The organism is Cobetia sp. (genome assembly GCF_983723665.1).
In genome coordinates, this window is record NZ_CFDJES010000088.1 from 2,602 (window position 1) to 6,318 (window position 3,717).

The following is a 3,717-nucleotide window of genomic DNA, read 5'->3' on the forward strand; positions in this document are numbered from 1 at the left end:
CTATTGACTGGCGCCATTGGCGAATGACTGGTTCGACAGGGTGTCGCGGGACAGCTCTTCCGGCACGGGGCGTCGGGAAGGCTCACGCGGTACCGGCACCCACACGAAGTTGGCGGCATCCAGCGTGGCTTCACCACTGAAGCGATATGCCACCAGGCGTCCGAACTTGACCGCACTGTAATCCAGGCAGGCGATGTTGGGGGCCGGCAGCGCCGGCAACCCCTCGCACCAGTAGTGCCCGAGAAACAGCGGCGGCTGCTCTGGCCCGTAGTAAGGCAGATTGGCCAGCTCCTGCTCACTCAACCAGCGCGATTCCAGCTCGCCAGGCAGGTTGTCGGGCTGGAAGACCACATCGCCGTAGGTGCGGGGCTCACGTGCCCAGAAGTGCGTGCGGAAGCTTCGGCGCGTGAAACCATCGCCGGAGTGGATCTCGACCCCTTCCGGCAAGCGCAGGTTCGCGCCGCGCGTCATGCGGTCCAGCACGCGATAGGCGAAGCTGTCGTGCTCGATGGACTCATGCAGGAAGTCTTCATCGATGCAGCCATCGGGGTAGCGCTCCAGGAAGGGACGTACCAGTGGCTCGTCCCAGCAGGCGTGCACCACGCGCAGCCCGCTCTGGCCGGGGGCCAGCGGCGGCAGCTCCAGACACAGCGGCATGCGCATGAACCAGCGCAGCGCCTCGTCCCACTCATCGGGATGATGCTGATATTGGTCAAGCGTCTCGCGGATGATGCGATTGTGACGTGAGGTATGCGAGCGCAGGAAATCACGATGCTCGCCGCCTGCACGCGGGCGTGCGCGCCGGCAATACGCCAGGGCGTTGTATTCGTGATTGCCCATCACGATCAGCGCTTCGCCGGCATTGACCATGCTGCTGGCCAGCTGCACCGCCAGGCGGATGCGCGGACCACGATCGATGATATCGCCGAGAAAGATGACCTTGCGGGTCGGGTGGCGATAGACGCCATCGACGATGTGATAGCCGAGCGTCTCCAGCAACGTCGCCAGAGTGGCGCCGCAGCCGTGTACATCGCCGATAAGGTCATAGCCATCCTGTGGCGCCACGAATGCTTGCATGCTGTGAGCCTTGAGGTCATTCGCCGAGGCGATTGCTCCAACCGAGCTTGGTGCGACAGATCTCGAAATAGTTGTGCTCCAGCGGATGAATCAGCGTCAGACGCTCACTCTTGCGCCGGATCTTGAGCACATCCCCGGGCTTGGCCACCACCTGGGTCTGGCCATCGCAGCTGATATGCGGATAGGTCGAGTTGCTGGCACTGATATGCAGGATGATCTCGCTGGCCGCATCGATCACGATCGGACGACTGGAAAGGGTATGCGGGAACATCGGCACCAGGGTGATCGCCTCGAGACGCGGATGCACGATGGGGCCGCCACCGGACAGCGCATAGGCGGTCGAGCCGGTCGGCGTGGCGACGATCAAGCCATCCGAGCGCTGGGAGTAGACGAACTGGCCATCGATGAACAGCTCGAATTCGATCATGCGCGCCGCCTTGCCGGGGTGCAGCACCACGTCATTGAGACCATCGGCCGCCCCGATGCGCTCGCCTTCGCGGTAGACCTCGGCCTCGAGCAGGAAGCGTTGCTCGCTGAGATAGTCACCGCCCAGCACCTCGGCCACCTTCTCCTCGAGCTCATCGGGGCGAATGTCGGTCAGAAAGCCGAGTCGCCCACGATTGACGCCGAGCACGGGCGTGCCGCTGCGGCACAACGCGCGCGCGGCGCCCAGCAGGCTGCCATCGCCGCCGACCACGATCACCAGATCACACTGCTCGCCCATCTGACGGCGGCTGGCCACCTGCAGACCGTGGTCCAGCAGCAGCGTGGCAGTGCGTTCCTCGATCACCATGGCCAGGCCACGGGAATCCAGAAAGCGAATCAAGCGCTTGAGCGTATCCACCACCTGGGCACTGCCCAGTCGGCCAATCACGCCGATCGTATTGAATTGCTGCTTCATCACGCCTCCCAGGCTGTCATGCCGGCCATTATGCGGACTCACCGCGCGAGCAGCAATGCAGCCGCGCCGCGCTTTTCCCATCGGATGTGAGGTGACCGGCTGAAGCCACGCCCAGACACGTTTGAAAACCGGCCACGAACATCCAAGGCGGGAAGCTGGACGTTACCTGACTATCCCCCCGCAATTGACGCACCGCCATCCCGATCGTCACGGGCGTTGATTCTTTCCCGAACAAAGGCCTCTATCATGCAACTTGCCATTCCTCGGCGGTGCACTTACCGTCAGCTGATCAATGGACCCCCTGCCAAAGGAGCCGGCCGCCCCATGCCAGCACAGAAGCCGTCAGTCAGTCCGCCAGACGCGGAAAGCTTTGACCACGCCAGTGCGATAGAAGCCTGTGCACGCGGAGACGAGGCCGCGTTCCGCAGCCTCTATGATCTTGAATCGGGCCGCATGCTGGCGCTCGCCATGCGCCTGTTGAACAGCCGCGACCAGGCGGAAGATGCCGTCCATGACGCCTTCATCAAGCTGTGGTCCAATGCGGGCCAGTACCGCCGAGAACTCGGCAATGGTCGCGCCTGGCTGTTTACCATCCTGCGCTATCGCGCTCTGGACCAGCTGCGCGCCCAGGGGCGGACGCCTCGCGGCGACAGCGATGCGCTCGACACGCTGGCCGATCTGCTCGCCAACCCGGAAACCGCGGCCGATGACAGCCAGACGGCCCATCAGTTGAGCGACTGCCTGGGTGAGCTGGAAGTGCCGCGACGCGAGCCCATTCTGCTGGCCTTCTTCAAGGGACTGACACACGAACAGATCGCCGAGAAGCTGAGCGCACCGCTTGGCACCATCAAGGGACGCATCCGCGCCGGTCTCAAGCTACTGCAGGAGTGCCTGTCACGATGAATAGCCCCCTGATTCCCGAATCTCCCGAAGAACAGAACCTGCTGCTGGGTGAGCATGCCCTCGGGCTGCTGGACCCTGAGCGCGAGGCCGAAGTGCGCGCCTGGATCGAGCGCGATGACAATGCCGCACGCATGGCCCTGCGCTGGCAGCAACATTGGCTGAGCGTGAGTGATCGCCTGCCGCCGGAGCCCCCTTCCGACTCATTATGGAAGCGCATCGACGCCAGCCTGGTGCGCCTCAAGCAGTCCTCCGCCACCCGCGATGACGCCGCTCGACATGACGCAGATCAGACAAGCGCCTCAACCAAGGCGCCCTGGCTGCTGCGCTGGCTCGGCGGTGGCCTCGGACTGGGTCTGGGGGCAGGTCTCGCCCTGGCGCTGGTCATGCAGATGGGGCCCTTCTCTCCCAGCGCGCCGCTGGAAGGCACGTCACCGGAGATGGCTACCCAGACACCTGACGGCGACGCGCAACGTATGGTCGCTATCCTGCAGACACTGGAAGATCCGGGCACGCCGACTTGGGTGGCCAATGTCACGCCCAGCGGTGGCCTGCAGCTGACACCGAAGGTCTCCATCGAGCGCCCGACGGATCGCGCCATCGAACTGTGGACCCTGACCGACCCGCAAGAAGGGCCGCGCTCACTGGGGCTGGTCGACCCGATTGCCGGCATCGAACTCAGCGCCGAGCAGATCGGCAGCATGAGTCCGGGCCAGCTGCTGGAGATGACACTGGAGCCAGAAGGCGGTTCGCCGACCGGCAAACCGACGGGCAAGATTCTCGCCATCGGTCGCCTGGTGGACCTCAATCAGCGTGATAGCTGATAGCCCTCATAACAG

Annotated in this window: 4 protein-coding genes; 2 read left to right on the forward strand and 2 right to left on the reverse strand. The window is 64.1% G+C overall.

What is annotated here, in order from left to right:
- Both AC4FAH_RS09900 and AC4FAH_RS09905 read right to left on the reverse strand, forming a co-directional pair.
- The gene (locus AC4FAH_RS09900) at positions 1-1,077 is read right to left on the reverse strand and encodes a metallophosphoesterase (protein ID WP_192837636.1); all 1,077 of its coding nucleotides are present in this window, start codon (positions 1,075-1,077) and stop codon (positions 1-3) included.
- 16 nt (positions 1,078-1,093) lie between these two features.
- Positions 1,094-1,978 carry an NAD(+) kinase gene (locus AC4FAH_RS09905; protein WP_043334090.1) on the reverse strand — a complete coding sequence of 295 codons (885 nt, stop codon included), beginning with the start codon at positions 1,976-1,978 and terminating at the stop codon, positions 1,094-1,096.
- A 324-nt stretch (positions 1,979-2,302) separates the two neighbouring features.
- Here AC4FAH_RS09905 and AC4FAH_RS09910 point away from each other — a divergent pair, with 324 nt between their 5' ends.
- Together AC4FAH_RS09910 and AC4FAH_RS09915 are read left to right on the forward strand one after the other, a co-directional pair.
- Entirely contained in the window at positions 2,303-2,881 is a 579-nt protein-coding gene (locus tag AC4FAH_RS09910) for a sigma-70 family RNA polymerase sigma factor (RefSeq protein ID WP_043334088.1), read from the forward strand.
- Entirely contained in the window at positions 2,878-3,702 is an 825-nt protein-coding gene (locus tag AC4FAH_RS09915; protein ID WP_490245965.1) for an anti-sigma factor, read from the forward strand. The genes AC4FAH_RS09910 and AC4FAH_RS09915 overlap by 4 nt, the downstream gene beginning before the upstream one ends.
- The last annotated feature ends 15 nt before the right edge of the window (positions 3,703-3,717 follow it).

Bases quoted from the DNA above. Each gene is read 5' to 3' on its own strand.
- AC4FAH_RS09900 (WP_192837636.1), bottom strand. From the start codon at position 1,077: ATGCAAGCATTCGTGGCGCCACAGGATGGCTATGACCTTATCGGCGAT.
- AC4FAH_RS09915 (WP_490245965.1), top strand. From the start codon at position 2,878: ATGAATAGCCCCCTGATTCCCGAATCTCCCGAAGAACAGAACCTGCTG.
- AC4FAH_RS09910 (WP_043334088.1), top strand. From the start codon at position 2,303: ATGCCAGCACAGAAGCCGTCAGTCAGTCCGCCAGACGCGGAAAGCTTT.
- AC4FAH_RS09905 (WP_043334090.1), bottom strand. From the start codon at position 1,978: ATGAAGCAGCAATTCAATACGATCGGCGTGATTGGCCGACTGGGCAGT.